We start from the raw sequence: 17277 nt of genomic DNA, 5'->3' as shown, positions 1-17277 counted from the left end.
GCACGGTCGAAAGGGAGACGATGACCACACCGACCACCACGACGACGACGCCGGATCAGAACGAGTGGGCCGGTCTGAAGAACGCGGCGTCCAACGGCTATCTGCAATTCGACAGGCAGGACGCGATCACCGCCGCGAACGCCGCCCAGCAGCTGGTCGCCGACCTGCAGGCGATGGCGAAGGCGGTGTCGGACAACAAACTCGACCGCATGGACCCGTTCGGCAACCTGTACTCCGGGCGCGAGCTGGCGGGCGCGTTCAGCACCAAAGCCGCACGGCTGCACGACATTCTGCAGAAGAACGCGAAGATCGTCGGCGATATGCACGACACCTTCGTGCTGGCGGGCAAGACCTATCAACTCGCCGAGGACGGCTCGTCGCAGCAGATCGGCGGGTCCGTGCAGCCGTCGAATCTGAATATGCCCACTCATTCCGATCTCCAGACGCCGGAGTTGGGCGGTATCGACTGGGGCCTGGATTTCAAGATGCCGGACTTCCCGTCCTCGCTGACCGACTATCACGGGAACAAGGACAGTTCCGTCACCGTGATGTACGAGAACAAGGACAGTCTGAGCTACCAGGATCTGTATCAGCTCGGACAGACCATCCGGCCGCAGCCCGTGGCCGACGCGGCGGGCATGTGGAAGTGGTTGGGCGAGACCCTCTATCAGAAGCTCAACGACTTCGCGAGCACCATCTCCTCGGTCTCCAACCACTGGGAGGGCACTGCCGCGAGCGCCGCGGTGGCGGCCACCCAGCGCTATCAGCAGGGCGTGCAGCCGCTGACCGACGCGATGACGGCGATGAGCCAGAACCTGGACTACACCGCCCGCTGGCTGTACGCCACCGCGCTCAGCATGCCGCACAATCCGAAGCCCGACTCCTGTTGTCCCGGAAAGCAGATGGCGCATTTCCGCGGCGAGTTCGAGAGCCATTACATCGCGGGCATCAAGAACTCCGTCTCGGTCATGCCCTCGCTCGACGCCCCGACCCAGCAGAACCAGGGCAACGGCAACGGGCAGAACCCGGACGGAACGGGCGACGGGCAGAACGGAAATGGGCAGTACGGGAACGGGCAGAACCAGAGCCCGGAGTATCAATCCGGGTATCAGGCCGGATATCAGGCGGGCCAGCAGGCCGGGTACGGCCAGAACGGGCAGTACGGGAATTCCGGTCAATACGGGAATTACGATCCGTACGGCAACGGCTACGGCGGTGAGAACGGTTACGGTTCCAGCAACGGCTACGGCACCGGCGGCCAATACGGTTCGGGCAACGGGCAATACGGACCTGGGAACAGCTACGGCACCGGGCAGTACGGCGACGGCAGCGGTTACGGCAGCACCGGTTCCGGCCAATACGGCTACGGCACAGGGCAATACGGCCAAGGCCAAGGTCAAGGCCAGGGCGACTACCAGCAGGGCTACCAGGCCGGTTACGAAAAGGGCTACCAGGACGCGAGCGGCGGCACGACCGGCTCGAGCGGCACCGGTTCCTCCCCCGGCGTTCCCATGCCCCAGTTCGGCAATTCGGATCCGCAGGGCTCCGGCGGTTCCGGTTCGTCCTCCTCCCCCGGCTCGGCATCGGGTCCGGGTTCGAGCGGTTCGCCGTCGGCATCGATCCCGTCGGACTACTCGTCGGGATCCGGGGACTACGGCCAGAGCTCCCCGATGCCCGCGGCCCCGACCTTCTCGACGCCCGATTTCGGAAGCCCTTCGCCGAGTGGTCGATCCGGCTCGCGCTCCGGCGGCGGTTCATCGAAATCCCCGTCCGGCGGCCAGAGCACGCCGTCGCTCGACGACGTGATCTCCCGCCTGTCCGGCGGCGGCGATACGGGCACCTCCGCGCCGATGCCCGACGTCCCCACCACGGGCGGCTCGACCAGCAGCAAGACCCCTTCGTTCGGCGGCGGGAATTCGGGCTCCTCGGGCCGCGGCTCCTCCGGCTCGGCGTCCGCGCCGAGTTCGAACATCCCCTCGCTCGACGATCTCGTCTCCGGCCTGTCCGGCTCGACGGGCAGCGAGGTCCCGATGCCGGATGCCCCGACCACGGGCGGCACGTCGGGCACTCACGTCCCCGCCTTCGGCAGCACCGATTCGGGCACCACCGGGCACGCCACCTCGTCTCACTCACCGTTCGGCACCGAATCCGCCTCGGACCGAGGCAATCCCATCGAATCGTTGTTCTCCGGCGGCCAAGGGACAACGGGCCAGGGCGATCCCATCGAATCACTCCTCTCGGCGGGCCAGGAGGCGTTGGGGCAGTTGGGCGAATCCCTGAACAAGGGCATCGAGGCGTTCACCAATCTGGGGGCGAGCCTCGGCGGCCTGGACGAACTGCACCACCTCGCGGGACAGATTCCCGATCTCGGACAACAGCTCTCGGATCTGACCGGCGGCGCGTTCGATCCGAACGCCCTGGGCGGGGGCGGCGGTGGTGGAGGCGGCGGCGATGTCGGCGGCGGCGACGTGCCGCAGACCCCACAGCAGCCGTACGAGAACACCCGTGCCGCCCAACTGTTTCCGCGCGCCGAACTGCCGGGGACCCCGGCACTCGATGCGGCGCACGGGGATTCGCCCGGAATGGGCGCGCCGGGTATGGCCGGAGCGCCCGCGGGCGGGGCGGGCGGCGCGGCGTCCAGCCGCGAGCATCGGCGGGCGAAGTTCCTCCAGTCGCGGGAGAACATGGACGAGGCGCTCGGCGACATGCCCTACAAGGTGAAGCCGGTCATCGAATGAGCCGCACGTGGGAACTCACCGATCTGGAATTCCAGCTGCTGTGCGACGACCATCGGCACGGCGTGCTGCCCGCCCCCTTCTCGTTCACCAGCCGCACCGCCCTGCTGGCCGACTACGAACGCGAGCGGGCCGCGGCGCGGGACCGGTTGCGCGACCGCGCGGACGGCGAATTCGAGGCGATGGTCGACACCGTGGCCCGGCCCGAGGTGTTCGTGGTCGCGCACGCCTGGGACGACCAGGATTTCGAGAATCCGGACAAGCGCATCCGCGTGCACGCGGTCCGGCGCGGCTCCCGCGGTTACGTCCTGGACCAGAAACCGGGCGAAACCCTCTGGCACAGCGGCGGTTTCACCATCACCGAATGCGGACCGCGCGAGCTGAGCGAGGCGGTGGTGGACCGGCTGCCGCGCCGCGGTCCCGGCCGCCGTGGCGCGATTCCGATCGTCGTATCGGAAACGCCCGCGCCGGAACGGGTTTCGGGCTCGATGGTCGCCGACGACGAGGACGACGAGCAGTTCACCGCCGCCCGCTTCTTCGACACCCCGGCCGTATCCACGGGCATCGTCAAGGTGCTCCAGGGCCGGTCGAAGTTCGGTCCGCGCGGCCTGGTCGAATCCGGCGTGCTGTGGCGCGATCTCCCGCACGACGGCCGCTACGTCATGCCGCTGGACGATCCCGCCCCGATCGCGGTCGGCACGGGTTCGGACGGCCTCGTCGGCTGGATCACTTCCGCGATCGAGCGCATCCTCGCCCGTATGGATTCGCATCGTGAGCTGGAGGTTTGACCCGATCCCAAAGTATTCCTTGACAAGAATATTCTCTGTGGAGAATACTTCTCGTCATGGACGGGATCACCTCAGCACTCGCGGACGCGGCGCGCTGGCGCATCGTCGAGTCGCTCGCCGAGCGACCGCGCTCGGTCGGCGAGCTGGCCGAGCTGACCGGCCTGCGGCAACCGCAGACCACCAAACATCTCCAGACGCTCGCCCGCGCCGGACTGGTCACGGCCGTCCCGCTCGGTCAGCGCCGCGTCTACGCCCTCGACACCGGCCCGCTCGTCGCGCTGGAACTCCGCCTGCGCGAACTCGTCGAGACCGCCGAGGCGCATGCGGGCGAGCGGGATGTGGTGGAGCGCTACCGCGCCGCCATCGACACGGAAACCGCCGCGGCGGACCGTGATCGGTGGGCCGACGGCCGGACCTTCACCTTCGAGCGCCTGCTGAGCGCGCCCCCGGCGACGGTCTGGCGGCACTGGGTCGAACCGGAGCTGCTGGCCGCCTGGTGGGCGCCGCCGTCGATGACGATGTCCGCCTGCGTCATCGAGCCCGAACCGGGCGGCCGGGTGGTGCTCGACTACCGCGACGCCGAGGGGCGCTCCTACCGCTCGACCGGCCGGGTCGACGCCGCGCGCGCACCCGAACATCTCGCCTTCGACCTGTCGGTCCTGGACGCGGCCGGCGCGGTCGCGTTCACCGGCCACTACGACCTGGACTTCGCCCCGGACCGATCGGGCACCCGGCTGCGTATGCGGCTGTCCATCACCGAGACGACGGTCGAGGCCGCCCCCTTCATCGCCGGTATCGAAACCGGTTGGGGTCAGGTCCTCGATCAGCTGACCCACACCCTCGAGAAGAAAGAAGCATGATCATGTCCGACTCCCCCGCCCGCAAGGTCACCGCGAACCTCAGCCTCACCCTGGACGGCCGCTACCACGGCCCCGCGGGCCCCGGCGATATGGGCGCGATCGTCCCCTACGCCGTCACCGAGGTCGCCCGCGATCAGATGAGCCGCGCCCACGAGAACGCCACCACGGCGGTGCTCGGCCGCCGCAACGCGGAGGGCTTCCTGGGCTTCTGGCCCACGATGGCCGACAACCCCGACGCCGACCCGCGCGACCGCGGTTACGCGAAATGGCTCGTGAACACCGAAAAGGTCGTGCTGTCAACGAGTTTGACCGAATCGCCCTGGGAGCGCACCCGCGTCGTGAACGCCCCCGCCGCCGACGTCGTCGCCGACCTGCGCACCTCCGGCACCGGCGACATCCTCGTCAACAGCAGCTCGAGCGTCATCAAACCGCTGCTCGCCGCCGACCTGATCGACCGCCTCTACCTGATCGTCTGCCCTGAGATCGCGGGCGGCGGCCCCCGCCTGTTCGACGACGGCCTCCCCGGCACGAAATGGCAACTCGCCCTTCGGGAATCCGGTGAACTGGGCGAAATGGCACTGGTCTACGACCGCGTGCGCTGAAGTGGAGCCTAGGGGAATCGAACCCCTAACCCCTGCCTTGCAAAGGCAGTGCTCTGCCAATTGAGCTAAGGCCCCTGGTGGCCGAGTACGGAACTCAGCGGTTGGTCACCTCGTGCCACAGATCGGGCTCGCTGCGCTGGCGGAACTTGCTGACCGCGAAGACGACCGCAACCACAGCACCGAGCATGAGGAGAATTTTCATGAATCCCACCCTACTGTGATCGACCGGGTGTGGGCCTAGGAGGACTTGAACCTCCGACCTCTTCGTTATCAGCGAAGCGCTCTAACCGCCTGAGCTATAGGCCCGGATTTCGGTCCCGGGATTACTTCCCGAACCGAGGCACGAGATTACCGTACGCGGCCCTCGATAACCAAAACGGCCGGTCCCGGCCCTGACGGGCGGAACCGGCCGTTGGCGGGCCTGCGACCTAATCGGGATCGGCCAGGGTGACCTGGATGCCGCCGACGAGGTCGGTGCACTGGTTGTAGATGAAGACGCCGACCGTGGACAGGGCCGTGAGCAGGACGACGTTGATGAGGCCGATCACGGCGGCGTAGCCGAAGACCGACCCGGCGTCGATCAGCGACGCCGAGGACGAGCCGTTGTCGGAGACCATATCGGTGAAGGTGCTGTTGAGGCGGTCCCATACACCCATGCCGGAGAGCACGATGTAGAGGAAGCCGACCGCCAGCATCCACACGAAGAACATGGCCACGCTGATGACCAGCGAGATCTTCAGCGTGGACCACGGATCGATGTGGCGCACCTGCACGGTCGCCCGCAGCGGCTCACCGGTGCTGACCGCCTGGGCGACCGCCGCCGGGACCGCGGGCGAGATCGGCACGGCCTGCGGGCCGGGACGATGCCCCGGCGGCTCGGCGGCGGGCGCGGACGGCGGCAGCGGATGACGCAGCTCCGACAGGTCGGGCATGTCCTTGACCAGCTCCGGCCGGGCGATGCTGCGGGTGGGTCCGTCGATGCCGACGGACTTCACCATCGCGGCCTCCTTGCGGGCCGCCTTGGCCGCCAGGTCGGCCGTGGTACGGGCATTGCTGACCCCGGCGTTGAGCCCGATCGGGTTGACCGGGGGCCGCCCGGTCACCGGGGACTGCCCGGGCCGGTTCAGATTGGACTGCGGTTCGCGCTGCGGCAGCTGCGACCAGCCCTCCTCGAACCGGGTGGTCGCGCCGTCGGCGCCGTCGGACTGCTCCCCCGGGCCCTCCTGCGCGCCCTCCGGACCCCGGGAATCGCCGGGGTTGTCGGACCGATCGGACGCGCTGCCCGGGCCGCCGCCGTCGCCCGGCCGCGGAATCGGCCGCGGCGGAATCGGAGACGGCGCGATGCGCTCGGTCACACCGTTGGCGTGGTGCCGCTCGTCATTCGGCTGGTTCGGAGTGGTCAATTGGGGATCCTTCAATCCTTCGTGCCGCCGCTGCCTGTGGAGAAATTACTGCTTCTCGGAACCGCTGGTGTCTTCTTCGCCGGAAACCTGGTCGGGCTCGTCGGCGTTCCGAGCGATCGCAAGCAACGTATCGCCCTCGCCGAGGTTCATCAATCGCACGCCCTTGGTCTGCCGTCCGGCCTTGCGCACCTGATTGGCCGAGGTCCGGATGACCCCGCCGCCGGAGGTGATGGCGTAGAGCTCGTCCTCGTCGTCGACGATGAGCGCTCCCACCAGACTGCCACGCCTCTGGTCGTACTGGATAGTCAATACACCTTTACCCCCGCGGCCCTGCGCGGTGTACTCCTCGATGGCCGTCCGCTTGGCGTAGCCGCCCGCGGTGGCGACCAACAGGTACGTATTGTCCCGGACCACGTTGAGCGACAACAACTCGTCGTCGGTGTTGAACCGCATGCCCTGCACCCCGGAGGTGGCCCGGCCCATCGGGCGCAGCACCTCGTCGTTGGCGGGGAACCGGATCGACTGGCCGTGCGCCGACACCAGCAGCAGATCGTCGTCGGCCGAACACAGTGCGGCGCCGACCAATTCGTCGCTGTCGCGCAGGTTCACCGCGACGATGCCGCCCGAGCGGTTGGAGTCGAAATCGGTCAGCCGCGACTTCTTGACCAGGCCGTTCTTGGTGGCGAGCACCAGATAGGGCGCGTCCTCGTAGGACTTGATCTGGATGACCTGGGCGATCTTCTCGTCCGGCTGGAAGGCCAGCAGATTCGCCACGTGCTGACCGCGCGCGGTCCGGCTGGCCTCGGGCAGTTCGTACGCCTTGGCCCGGTACACCCGGCCCAGATTGGTGAAGAACAGCAGCCAGTCGTGGGTCGAGGTGATGAAGAAGTGCCGGACCAGGTCGTCCTGCTTGAGGCCCGCGCCCTGCACGCCCTTGCCGCCGCGCTTCTGGCTGCGGTACAGGTCGGTCTTGGTGCGCTTGGCGTAGCCGGTCTCGGTGATCGTGACCACGACGTCCTCGCGGGCGATCAGATCCTCGTCGCTGACCTCGCCGTCGGCGGCGATGATCCGGGTGCGGCGGTCGTCGCCGTGCTTGTCGACGATCTCCTTCAGCTCGTCGCGCACGATCGCGCGCTGCCGCTCGGGCTTGTCGAGGATGTCCTTGTAGTCGGCGATCTCGAGTTCGATCTTGGCCAACTCGTCGACGATCTTCTGCCGCTCCAGGGCCGACAACCGGCGCAGCTGCATGTCCAGGATCGCGGTCGCCTGGATCTCGTCGATCTCGAGCAGCCGCATCAGGCCCGTGCGCGCGGTCTCGGTGTCGGCCGAGCGCCGGATCAGGGCGATGACCTCGTCGAGCGCGTCGAGCGCCTTGACCAGGCCGCGCAGGATGTGGGCGCGTTCCTCGGCCTTGCGCAACCGGTAGCGGGTCCGCCGGATGATGACGTCCAACTGGTGGTTGACGTAGAGCCGGATCATCTGGTCCAGCCGCAGCGTGCGCGGCACGCCGTCGACGATGGACAGCATGTTGGCGCCGAAGCTGGTCTGCAGCTGGGTGTGCTTGTACAGGTTGTTCAGCACGACCTTGGCGATCGCGTCGCGCTTGATCGTGACGACGATGCGCATGCCCGCGCGGTCGGAGGACTCGTCGTGGACGTCGGCGACGCCCGCGATCTTGCCGTCCTTGACCTGCTCGGCGATCGAGTTGATGAAGTTGTCGGTGTTGACCTGGTACGGGAGCTCGGTGATGACGATCGTGGTGCGACCGCGGTTGTCCTCCTCGATCTCCACCACGCCGCGCATCCGGATCGAGCCGCGCCCGGTCTTGTAGGCGTCCTGGATGCCCTGACCGCCCACGATCAGGCCGTGCGTCGGGAAGTCCGGGCCCTTGATGCGCTCCACGCAGGCCGCGAGGGTGGACTCCTCGTCGGCGTCGTGGTTGTCCAGCGCCCAGTAGATCGCCTCGGCCACCTCGCGCAGGTTGTGCGGCGGGATGTTGGTGGCCATGCCGACGGCGATGCCGCCGGAACCGTTGATCAACAGGTTGGGGACACGACTGGGGAGAACGACGGGTTCCTGCGAACGGCCGTCGTAGTTGGCCTGGAAGTCGACGGTCTCCTCGTCGATCTCCCGCAGCATCTCCATGGCCAGCGGCGTCAGGCGGCACTCGGTGTAGCGCATGGCCGCCGGGCCGTCGTTGCCGCGCGAACCGAAGTTGCCCTGCGGATCGACCAGCGGATAGCGCAGCGACCACGGCTGCGCCATGCGGACCAGGGTGTCGTAGATCGGGACGTCGCCGTGCGGGTGGTAGTTGCCCATCGTCTCGGCGACCGGGCGGGCCGACTTCACATAGCCGCGGTCGGGCCGGTACCCGTTGTCGTACATCGCGTAGAGGATCCGGCGATGCACCGGCTTGAGGCCGTCGCGCACCTCCGGCAGCGCGCGGCCCACGATCACGCTCATCGCGTAATCGATGTAGCTGTTCTGCATCTCGTGCTGGATGTCGACCGGCTCGATGCGGTCGCCGCCGCCGTTGGGCGGGAGGGTGGTCTCGGTCATCGATGTTCTCCGTTGGAAGTCTGTGTGGCCCTGGGCAACTCGTCATCCCGGCGCGCGTGGGCGCGCCGGGACACGGAACGGGTCACAGATCGAGGAAGCGGACGTCCTTGGCGTTGCGGGTGATGAAGCTGCGCCGGGCCTCGACGTCCTCACCCATGAGAATGCTGAACAGCTCGTCGGCCGCGGCCGCGTCGTCCAGGGTCACCAGCCGCAGCAGGCGGGTGGCCGGGTCCATGGTCGTCTCCCACAGCTCCTTGGGGTTCATCTCGCCCAGACCCTTGTAGCGCTGCACGCCGTCGTCCTTGTTGATCTTCCGCCCGGCGGCCTGGCCGCGCTCGAGCAGCGCGTCGCGCTCGCGGTCGGAGTAGGCGAACTCCGGCTCGCTGCGCTGCCACTTGAGCTTGTACAGCGGCGGGCAGGACAGATACACGTGACCGTGTTCGACCAGCGGGCGCATGAACCGGAACAGCAGCGTGAGCAGCAGCGTGGTGATGTGCTGACCGTCCACGTCGGCGTCGGCCATCAGGATGATCTTGTGATAGCGCAGCTTCGCGATGTCGAACTCGTCGTGGATGCCGGTGCCGAACGCGGTGATGATCGACTGCACCTCGTTGTTCTTGAGGACCCGGTCGATGCGCGCCTTCTCGACGTTGATGATCTTGCCGCGGATCGGCAGGATCGCCTGGTACATCGAGTCGCGGCCGGATTTGGCCGAGCCGCCGGCGGAGTCGCCCTCCACGATGTAGATCTCGGACTTCGCCGGATCCTTGGAGCGGCAGTCGGCCAGCTTGCCGGGCAGCCCGCCCAGATCGGTCGCGCTCTTGCGGCGGACCAGCTCGCGCGCCTTGCGGGCGGCGATGCGCGCCTGCGCCGACGAGACCGCCTTCTGCACAATGGTTTTGGCGTCGGCCGGATTGGCCTCGAACCAGTGCGCGAGGTGCTCGTTGCAGGTGCGCTGCACGAACGACTTGACCTCGGTGTTGCCGAGTTTGGTCTTGGTCTGGCCCTCGAACTGCGGATCGGAGATCTTCACGCTCACGATGGCGGTGAGGCCCTCGCGGATGTCGTCGCCGGTGAGGTTGCCGTCCTTGTCCTTGAGGAGCTTCTTCTCCTTGGCGTACTTGTTCACCACCGTGGTGAGCGCCGCGCGGAAGCCCTCCTCGTGGGTGCCGCCCTCGTGGGTGTTGATGGTGTTGGCGAAGGTGTGCACCGACTCGGAGTAGCCCGAGTTCCACTGCATCGCCACCTCGACCTCGTGACCGGTGCCCTTGCCGGTGAACGACACGATCGAGTTGTGGATGGACTGCTTGGTGCGGTTGATGTGCTTGACGAAGTCCTCGAGGCCGCCCGGGTAGTGGTAGGTCCGGGTCTTGACCTTCTGCTCGGACGGGACGACCGCGTCGGTCTTGGGCGCCTCGGCGGTATCGCTGACGACGTCCTCGGTCACCTCGGAGTCGCTCACCCGCTGATCGGTCAGCGTGATGGTCAGGCCCTTGTTGAGGAAGGCCATCTCCTGCAGGCGGCGCGCGACGGTCTCGAAGTTGAAGGTGGTGGTCTCGAAGACCTCCGCGTCCGGCCAGAACCGGATGGTGGTGCCGGTGCGCTTGGTCGCGTCGCCCTGGATCAGTTTGCCGGGCTTGGCGTCCTTGTATTCCTGGCTCCAGTGGAAACCGCGGTAGTCGATATCGGCCTCGAGGCGGGTGGACAGCGCGTTCACCACCGAGATGCCGACGCCGTGCAGACCGCCGGACACCGCGTAGGCGTCGGAGTCGAACTTGCCGCCCGCGTGCAGCTGGGTCATGACGACCTCGATGGTCGGGATGCCCTGGGCGTGCATATCGGTGGGGATGCCGCGGCCGTCGTCGACGACCTCGACGCCGCCGTCGGCCAGCAGGGTGACATCGACCCGGGTGGCGTAGCCGGCCATCGCCTCGTCGACGGAGTTGTCCACGACCTCCCAGATCAGGTGGTGCAGACCGCGCTCGCCGGTGGAACCGATGTACATACCGGGGCGCTTGCGGACCGCCTCGAGGCCCTCCAGGACCGTGATGTTGGAGGCGCTGTAATCCTGATTGCCCGCTTTCGCCGGGGTGGAGCCGCTTGCGTTGGAGTCGTTGGCAGCCACTGCTCGGTAGCTCTCCTTACTTGCTGATCCCTCGGCGCAACGCGAACAGCGCACGGGTGGCCCCGGTCCACAGGCTCGAGATGACGAACTGCTCGAGAATTACGGGTCCGCGCGCGGGCCGCGCGTCGCGCGCCGAAGGTATCGCCGCTAGTTACTCCCCCATCCTACTGGTACACCCGCCACAGGATGCACCTATGACACCCCTGAGAGCTCCGTGAGTGCGTGAAATCGATCGCCGCCGAGTCCGGTTGTAGGTCTCCGGGGTCTCGCGAGTCTCAGCGGCCCGCTGCGGCCCGCGCGGAAATTGTTTGCCGCGCACCCGCCCTCGCGCGGCGTTCCACGTGAAACGACTCAGCCGTAGGTGTCGCGCGGACCGCGGCCCTTGATGTGCCGTTCGCCCTTGCGCCAGCTGGGCGCGGCCGGGCCGCTGATCTTCAGCTGGGTGACCACGCCCTGGCCGACGGCGGCGTTGATCTTGGCCAGCAGCTGCGCCTGCAACATGCGCAATTGCGTTGCCCAGGCCGTGGATTCGGCCTGCACGCTCAGCACGCCGTCGGTCAGCGAGATCGGGGTGGCGTGCGCGGCGATGTCCTCGCCGACCACGCCCGCCCACCGGCCGAAGACCGTGCCCTCGGCGACCTTGCCCGACCAGCCGCGGTTCTTGGCCAGCGCCCCGGCGAGGGTGGCGAGCAGTTGGGGATCGCGTTCGTCGGGCCGCGCGCCGGACCAGCCGCGGCGCCGCAGGGCACGCACCCCGCCCTTGCGCGGCGAGGCCCGGCCCTGCCCGACGGCCTTACCGCTCGCCTTGGCCGCGGCCCGGGCCTCCTCCAGGGCGCGGCGGGCCAGATCGATGCCGCGCAACTCCGGCTGGGACCCGTCGGCAGGGGACTTCGCACCGTCGTCGTCGGTACCGTCCGCCATGCCACCTCCCGGATCGATCTTGTCGCGTAGGAGGACAAGGCTAGCGCTCGGCAACCGCGACACCTACCGCGCGCGGGCCGTGTCACACGGCCCAGTTGTGACATCCCCGCGGGGGGCTCGGTGCCCGGTGGGGACAGCCGTGCACGGACCCGAGAGGTGCGTCGCTCACTGCTCGGCGGGGACGGTCTCCCCCGCGATGTGGGAGGCGCGTTCGTCGGCCGCGCCGGTGGTCTCCACGCGCAGCGGGGTGGCCTCGAGTTCGGGCGGGACGTCCTCGGGGACGGCCGCGGTGATGAGCACCTGTTCGGCGGTGGCCGCGACGGCCGCCAGCGCGGCGCGGCGGCGGCGGTCCAGTTCGGCGAACACGTCGTCGAGCAGCAGCACCGGGTCGGTGCCGACGCTGCGCAGCAGTTCGAACGCGGCCAGGCGCAGCGCGAGCGCGAACGACCACGACTCCCCGTGGCTGGCAAAGCCTTTCGCGGGCGCGGAGCCGAGCATCAGGTCCAGATCGTCGCGATGCGGACCGACCAGGCACACCCCGCGTTCCAGTTCCTTGGGACGGGCTGTGGACAACTCGCGCAACAGGATCGACTCGAGCACCTCGGCGTCGTCGGGTTCGGGCGCGCGATCGGGATCGAGGAATTCCGTTGGGAGGCAACCGCTTCGGTAGCGGACGGCGGCGGCCCGCGATTCCGGGGCGATACCGCGGTAGGACCGTTCGAGATGCGGCGCCAGCTCGTGCACCAGGCGCAGCCGCTGGGCCAGCAGTTCCGCCCCGTGCGCGGCCAGGTGCCCGTCCCAGACGTCGAGCGTGCTCAGCTCGGAGCCGGACCGCGAACGCGCTTGCCGCCCAGCGGTTTTCAACAGCGCCGAGCGCTGCCGCAGCACCCGGTCGTAGTCCGAGCGCACCCCGGCCAGCCGGGGCAGCCGCGCGGTGCACAACTCGTCGAGGAAGCGCCGCCGCTCCGACGGGTCGCCGCGCACCAGCGCCAGGTCCTCGGGGGCGAACAGGACCGTCTGCAGGATGCCGAGGATCTCCCGCGGCCGCCGCACCGGCGACCGGTTGATCTGGGCCCGGTTGGCCGAACCCTGGTTCAGCTCCATGTCGATCCGCAGTTCGCGCCCGGTGTTCACCACGGTCGCCCCGATCCGGGCGCGCTGGGCGCCGATGCGGATCAGCGGGGCGTCGGTGGACACCCGGTGCGAGCCCAGCGTCGACAGATATCCCACGGCCTCCACCAGATTGGTCTTGCCGTTGCCGTTGGCGCCCAGGAAGACGGTGCGGCCCGGGGCCAGTTCGAGGTCGGCCTGCGCCCAGGAACGGAAGTCCCGCAGGGTCAGCGTCCGCACGTACATCGGTCAGCCCACCGACCCCGGCACACCGCGAGCGACCGTGCGATATCCCGAGTTCTGCACAGGGTTATCAACAATGTTCACAAATGTGGGTCAGCCCGGCAGGCGGACCGGCATCAGCAGGTAGATGTAGTCGCTCGCCGGCGCGGCGTACGCCCCGGACTCGGTGGTCGGCGGCTCGTCCTCGCCGGTCGGGCACATCACCGCCGGGCGGCTGGGCGTGGTGAACCCGAAGGTCACCCGGTCCGAGTGCAGCGCGGACAGCCCGTCGTTCAGGTAGCCCGGGTTGAAGGCGATGGTGAGCGGCTCACCGCGGAAGTCGGCCTCGAGCCACTCCTCGGCGCGGCCCGCGTCGTCCCCGCCCGCCGAGAGTTGCAGGCCCTGTTCGGAGAACTCCAGCCGCACCTGGGCGCCGCGCTCGGCGACCAGCGCGACGCGCTTGATGGCCTCGATCAGCGCGCTCACCTGGAGAGTCGCGATGGAGGTGTGCTCCTTGGGGAGCAATTGGCGGAACTTGGGGAATTCCGCGTCGAGCAGCCGGGTGGTGGTACGGCGGCCGCCGTTGACGATGCCGAGCAGCCCGTCGGTGCCGGTGCCGAACGCCAGCTGCACGGGCGCGTCGGACGGGCCCAGCGTCTTCGCCGACTCGGACAGGGTGCGGGCGGGGACCAACACGGCGGTCTCCACGTCGTCGCGGCCCGGCTGCCACTCCAGATGCCGGACCGCCAGGCGGAACCGGTCGGTGGCCGCGAGCACGACCTTCGAACCCTCGATCTCGACCCGGATGCCGGTGAGCATCGGCAGCGTGTCGTCGCGGCCCGCGGCCACGGCGACCTGACCGACCGCGGAGGAGAACACGTCGGCCCCGAGTTCGCCCGTCTGCGGCGGCAATTCGGGCAGCTGGGGATAGTCCTCGACCGGCATGGTCGGCAGCGAGAACTTCGCGCTGCCGCAGGCGATCAGCACGCGGGTGCCGTCCACGGAGACGTCGACGGGCTTGTTGGACAACGCCTTCGTGATGTCGGCCAGAAGGCGACCCGACACCAGCACCTGCCCCGGCCCGGCGACCTCGGCGGCCACCCGCATCTGTGCGGAGACCTCGTAGTCGAAGCCGGAGACGGTGAGTCCGTCCTCGTCGGCCACGAGCAGGACGCCACCGAGCACCGGTACGGGCGGGCGCGACGGCAGGCTGCGGGCCACCCAGGCGACGGATTCGGCGAAATCCTCGCGAGCGACCCGAAACTTCATGCTTTCCATCGCCCGACTGTCCTCTCCCAAGTCTCGATCGGTCGTGATCCGTTCGGCTCGATGCCGGACACCAAACCGTACCCGCGCGGGGCCGTGATCACCACGCCACCCCTCGGATGCGTGTCGTCCCCAACCCATCTCCTCGATGCGTCGTCGCGAGGAGTGCCGCGGCGCGATCCGGGTAGTCCGGTCCCGAACCGGGTTTCCACACATCCTGTCTTCAAGAGAATCTCTCTAGAAGAAGAACCGAAACAGTAGTAGGCGCTGTGGATTCTGTGGACTCCCGGCGAATCCGCTGCTCGCGACGCGTGCCGTCATGGGGATGTCCGCTCGGTGTCTCGAGGATGAACGGCGGGGCGCTGTGGAGGTTACGAATCTGTTCAACCCCTGTCCTCGAGCCATCCTCGAGTTCTCCCCGGACCGTACCCCGGTTGTGCACACGTGTGCACCGACCCGGGGACAACTCGAGGATTCCTCGAGGACCTGACAAGGACTCCTCGAGGAATCCACAAGGCCGCAACGGGATTCGGGCAGGTCGGACCCGGTGGATGAGTTCGCCTGTGGGAACTGTGCATGAACGGGTGTTGGCGGAGCTGTCAACGGGGGTGTCCCCGAACTGTGAGCGAACCGGTGGAGAACAGGGGGATTCCTCGAGGACTCCACAAGGACTCCTCGAGGAATCCACAACACGAAAAAGCCGATCCACCCAGGTCATTGGGGGTGGATCGGCTTGGGGAGCGAATCAGCGGGAGCGCTGTTTGATGCGGGCTGTGAGTTCCTGCACCTGGTCGTACACGCGCCGGCGCTCGGTCATCTCCTTGCGCACCTTCTTCTCCGCGTACATCACCGTGGTGTGGTCGCGGCCGAACGCCTGCCCGATCTTCGGCAGCGACAGATCGGTCAGCTCGCGGCACAGGTACATCGCGATCTGACGGGCCTGGGCGAGCGGGCGGGCCTTACCCGGCCCGGTCAGCTCCTCGAGCGTGGTGTTGAAGTACTCCGCGGTCACGGCCATGATCGTGGACGCGGTGATCTCGATTGTTGTGGTGTCGGGCATCAGATCCCGCAGCACGACCTCGGCCAGCGACAGATCCAGCGGCTGGCCGTTCAGCGAGGCGAAGGCGGTCACACGGATCAGCGCGCCCTCGAGTTCGCGGATATTGCGCTCGACCCGGCTCGCGATGAGTTCCAGCACGTCGTGCGGCACGTCGAGGCGATCCATCCGAGCCTTCTTGCGCAGGATGGCGATTCGCGTCTCCAGCTCCGGCGGCTGCACATCGGTGATCAGACCCCACTCGAACCGGGTGCGTAACCGCTCCTCGAGGGTGGCCAGCTGCTTGGGCGGCCGGTCGGAGGAGACGACGATCTGCTTGTTCGCGTTGTGCAGCGTGTTGAAGGTGTGGAAGAACTCCTCCTGGATGCCTTCCTTCCCCTCGATGAACTGGATGTCGTCGACCAGCAGGATGTCGGTCTCGCGGTAGCGGCGCTTGAACGCCACCTTGCGGTCGTCGCGCAGGCTGTTGATGAAGTCGTTGGTGAACTCCTCGGTCGACACGTACTTCACCCGCATGCCCGGGAACAGCCGCTGGGCGTAGTGCCCGGCCGCGTGCAGCAGATGCGTCTTGCCCAAACCCGAAGCGCCCCAGACGAACAGCGGGTTGTAGGCCCGCGCGGGCGCCTCGGCGATGGCCACCGCGGCCGCGTGCGCGAACCGGTTGGACGCGCCGATGACGAACGTCTCGAAGGTGTACTTGGAGTTCAGGCTGGCCGAGGAGGAGACCGGCGCCGAGGGGGTCGGCTCGGGCGATTTGGTGAAGTAGGTCGGCCAGGAGTTGCGGACGTTGACCACCGGCTCGTCGTCGGCGGGCTCCGGGGCGCCGGGGCGGCGGCCGTCGCCCTCGGGGGCGAACAGCGACTCCTGTCCGGGCGTGGCCGCCCGCGCGGGCGGCAGGTCCAGATCCCGGTGCACCGGCGCGGGCGGTTCCGCCGCGGGGGTGTCCGGCAATTCCCGAGCCATCGATGGGGTGGGGAACTCGTCCTGGGGATAGTCGGCCCGCGCGGGATAGTCGCCTGGGGAAAGGTAGCGCGGCGGGGCGTACTCGACGGCCGGTTGATACTCCGGCGCGGGCGGGTAGGGCACCGGTTCGCGCGGGGTCTCCCGGACCCGCTCCGGGCGGGAGGTGAGCCGCGCGTGCCGCGGCGGACCCGCGGGCCGGTCGGCGGGCGGGGTGGTCGGCGCGGCGATCCGCACGCCCAGACCCTCCACCTGGGGACCGAGCCGACGGCCCAGCGAGCGCAGGATCGGTTCGCGCAGATCGCGTTCGATGGCCTCCTGCGCGAGCGAGGAGGGGACCGAGAGCAGTGCGAAGCCCTGCGCCACGGTCAGCGGCTTGACCAGGCCCAACCAGGCTTTCTGAGCATTGGTCACCGCCGGAATGGCACCATCGGCGGAACCGGTTGTAAGCTCGGCTACCACTTCGGGCCAGACGGCGGTCAACACGTTCTGCTCGTCGTCCACGTAGGTTTTCCTCCCCGGAATCGGTCGATTGGAGCAGACGGTCTGGAACTGCCCGCATCCCCCTTCAGCGCGGGTGTTCGGCGGGGCCGTCGGCCATACGAATATGCCACTCCAGGGGTCTTTCCACACAATTATCCACAGATGTGGAGAACCACAAGGGTGTGA

The 17277-nt window shown here is 68.3% G+C and carries 12 protein-coding genes and 2 tRNA genes; 4 read left to right on the top strand and 10 right to left on the bottom strand.

Going from position 1 to position 17277, the window contains the following annotated elements; genetic code table 11:
- Positions 1-20: 20 nt before the first annotated feature.
- Genes ACFYTQ_RS08995 through ACFYTQ_RS08980 form a run of 4 tightly spaced genes read left to right on the top strand, consistent with a single transcriptional unit; the run spans position 21 to position 4985 of the window.
- A complete protein-coding gene (locus tag ACFYTQ_RS08995; RefSeq protein ID WP_387358489.1) occupies positions 21-2738 on the top strand; it encodes a WXG100 family type VII secretion target in 2718 nt (905 codons plus the stop codon).
- Entirely contained in the window at positions 2735-3523 is a 789-nt protein-coding gene (locus tag ACFYTQ_RS08990) for an ESX secretion-associated protein EspG (RefSeq protein ID WP_387358487.1), read from the top strand. Before ACFYTQ_RS08995 ends, ACFYTQ_RS08990 begins: the two co-directional genes overlap by 4 nt.
- 56 nt (positions 3524-3579) lie before the next feature.
- Positions 3580-4383 carry a metalloregulator ArsR/SmtB family transcription factor gene (locus tag ACFYTQ_RS08985; RefSeq protein ID WP_387358485.1) on the top strand — a complete coding sequence of 268 codons (804 nt, stop codon included), beginning with the start codon at positions 3580-3582 and terminating at the stop codon, positions 4381-4383.
- Between the two features lie 2 nt (positions 4384-4385).
- The gene (locus ACFYTQ_RS08980; RefSeq protein WP_387358483.1) at positions 4386-4985 is read left to right on the top strand and encodes a dihydrofolate reductase family protein; all 600 of its coding nucleotides are present in this window, start codon (positions 4386-4388) and stop codon (positions 4983-4985) included.
- Positions 4986-4987: 2 nt separating this feature from the next.
- Here ACFYTQ_RS08980 and ACFYTQ_RS08975 read toward each other — a convergent pair.
- From ACFYTQ_RS08975 to dnaA, 10 genes are all read right to left on the bottom strand, one after another.
- Positions 4988-5060, bottom strand: a tRNA-Ala gene (locus ACFYTQ_RS08975).
- 19 nt (positions 5061-5079) lie between these two features.
- Positions 5080-5187 (bottom strand): DLW-39 family protein, encoded by a 108-nt coding sequence (locus tag ACFYTQ_RS08970; RefSeq protein ID WP_387358481.1) that lies wholly within the window; start codon positions 5185-5187, stop codon positions 5080-5082.
- A 30-nt stretch (positions 5188-5217) separates the two neighbouring features.
- Positions 5218-5291, bottom strand: a tRNA-Ile gene (locus tag ACFYTQ_RS08965).
- A gap of 122 nt (positions 5292-5413) precedes the next feature.
- Positions 5414-6388, bottom strand: coding sequence for a DUF3566 domain-containing protein (locus tag ACFYTQ_RS08960; protein WP_387358479.1), 975 nt, complete (start codon positions 6386-6388; stop codon positions 5414-5416).
- 45 nt (positions 6389-6433) lie between these two features.
- The gene (gene gyrA, locus ACFYTQ_RS08955) at positions 6434-8947 is read right to left on the bottom strand and encodes a DNA gyrase subunit A (RefSeq protein ID WP_387358477.1); all 2514 of its coding nucleotides are present in this window, start codon (positions 8945-8947) and stop codon (positions 6434-6436) included.
- Positions 8948-9029: 82 nt separating this feature from the next.
- Complete coding sequence (gene gyrB / locus ACFYTQ_RS08950) at positions 9030-11072, bottom strand: DNA topoisomerase (ATP-hydrolyzing) subunit B (RefSeq protein ID WP_387358475.1); 2043 nt, start codon at positions 11070-11072, stop codon at positions 9030-9032.
- Positions 11073-11423: 351 nt separating this feature from the next.
- Positions 11424-11993 (bottom strand): DUF721 family protein, encoded by a 570-nt coding sequence (locus ACFYTQ_RS08945; protein ID WP_387358473.1) that lies wholly within the window; start codon positions 11991-11993, stop codon positions 11424-11426.
- A gap of 165 nt (positions 11994-12158) precedes the next feature.
- On the bottom strand, positions 12159-13349 hold the full coding sequence (recF, locus tag ACFYTQ_RS08940; protein ID WP_387358471.1) for a DNA replication/repair protein RecF: 1191 nt from the start codon (positions 13347-13349) through the stop codon (positions 12159-12161).
- Positions 13350-13439: 90 nt separating this feature from the next.
- Positions 13440-14594 carry a DNA polymerase III subunit beta gene (dnaN, locus tag ACFYTQ_RS08935; RefSeq protein ID WP_387359183.1) on the bottom strand — a complete coding sequence of 385 codons (1155 nt, stop codon included), beginning with the start codon at positions 14592-14594 and terminating at the stop codon, positions 13440-13442.
- A gap of 742 nt (positions 14595-15336) precedes the next feature.
- Positions 15337-17112, bottom strand: a complete 1776-nt coding sequence (gene dnaA / locus ACFYTQ_RS08930) for a chromosomal replication initiator protein DnaA (RefSeq protein ID WP_387358469.1) — start codon at positions 17110-17112, stop codon at positions 15337-15339.
- Between the last annotated feature and the right edge of the window lie 165 nt (positions 17113-17277).

It is taken from the genome of Nocardia sp. NPDC004068, from assembly GCF_042874315.1.
Lineage (GTDB): Bacteria > Actinomycetota > Actinomycetes > Mycobacteriales > Mycobacteriaceae > Nocardia.
This window is presented reverse-complemented; position numbering and strand designations above follow the sequence as displayed.